General features: G+C 64.5%; 1 protein-coding gene and 1 pseudogene. Both read left to right on the top strand.

Features of this window, described 5'->3' with window-relative positions; genetic code table 11:
- The first annotated feature begins 2 nt into the window (after nt 1-2).
- The gene (locus tag HU750_RS26900; RefSeq protein ID WP_186683365.1) at nt 3-1,286 is read left to right on the top strand and encodes a Rieske 2Fe-2S domain-containing protein; all 1,284 of its coding nucleotides are present in this window, start codon (nt 3-5) and stop codon (nt 1,284-1,286) included.
- A pseudogene (locus tag HU750_RS26905) lies at nt 1,286-1,494 on the top strand (aromatic-ring-hydroxylating dioxygenase subunit beta); the annotation flags it as partial. The gene HU750_RS26900 and the pseudogene HU750_RS26905, both read left to right, overlap by 1 nt.

The raw sequence follows: 1,494 nt of genomic DNA on the forward strand, positions 1-1,494 counted from the left end.
CCGTGAGCAACCTGATCCCCGCCGTCAACCTGACGGTCGACCCGGCCGAGCTGGTCCAGCCCGACCGCGTCCACACCTCCCTCTACACCGACCCGGCCCTGTTCGACGCCGAACTGCAGAAGATCTTCCACAGCACCTGGATCTGGGTCGCCCACGAGAGCGAAGTCCCCGAGCCCGGCAGCTACAAGACCACCTTCATCGGCAAACAGCCGGTGATCGTCGTGCGTGACCGCAAAAAGGCCATCAACGTGCTGCTCAACCGCTGCCGCCACCGCGGCGCCACGGTCTGCGAGCACAAGAAGGGCAAGACCAACAGCTTCGTCTGCCCCTACCACGGCTGGGGCTACGCCCTCGATGGCTCGCTGCGCGGCATTCCCCACCCGGAAAGCTACGGCGACTGCCTGGACAAGGCCGAGCTGCCACTGGTCAGCCTGCGCGTCGAGCGCTACGCCGGCATGGTCTTCGCCACCTTCAAGGACGACATCGAACCGCTCGAAGACTTCCTCGGCGCCGCGAAGAAGTGGATGGACCTGTTCATGAAGCAAGGCGCCGGCTACGGCATCAAGGTCCCCGGCGAGCACCGCTTCCGCTTCCCCGGCAACTGGAAGATCCAGCTGGAAAACACCACCGACGCCTACCACTTCCCGTTGGTGCACAAAAGCTTCCTGTCCTCGGTCGACGAGCAGACCCTGGAGCTGTTCGACTTCGTCAAAGGCCCAGGCTACGTCGAAGACCTCGGCAACGGCCACAGCGTGATGGTGATGATCCCCGAGCTGGTGGACCTGGAAGCCGACCTCGACAAGCCGATCCCCGAGCGCTTCGAGTCCCTCGCCGCCGAACTGCGCGACGAAGGCATCGACGAGCAGCAGGTGCGCCGCATCGTCCGCGCCGTCGGTGGCTCGGGCTTCAACCTCAACCTGTTCCCCAACGTCGCCTGCTCGATGGCGTTTTTCCGCGTGCTGCAGCCGATCTCGGTGACCGAGACCGAAATCCACCACTCGGTGATCACCATGGACGGCGGCCCAGCCGCAGCCAACCGCTACCGGCTGCGCCTGCACGAGCACTTCCAAGGCCCGATGGGCTTTGGCACCCCGGACGATTCCGAGGCCTGGGAGCGCGTGCAGAAAGGCGCCCGTGCCGGTGAAGACCTGTGGATCATGCTCAACCGCGGGCTGCCGGGCGAGAAGCCCAGCGCAGACGGGCTGGTGTCCGACGTGAGTGCCGAAACCGGCATGCGCGCGGCGTACCAGCAGTGGAAGAAGATGATGACGGCGGAGAGCAAGTGATGGATCTGAAACTACTGAACGAAGTCACCGCCTTCATCTGGCAGGAAGGCGACATGCTCGACCACGGCGAGTACGACACCTGGCTCGGCCAATGGACCGAAAAAGGCACGTACATCATCCCCATCGACCCGCGCGAGAGCGACTACGAAAACACCCTCAACTACGCCTACGACGACCACCACATGCGTGGCCTGCGCGTGCAGCGGTT

This window comes from Pseudomonas sp. SWRI50, assembly GCF_014269095.1.
GTDB classification, from domain to species: domain Bacteria; phylum Pseudomonadota; class Gammaproteobacteria; order Pseudomonadales; family Pseudomonadaceae; genus Aquipseudomonas; species Aquipseudomonas kermanshahensis.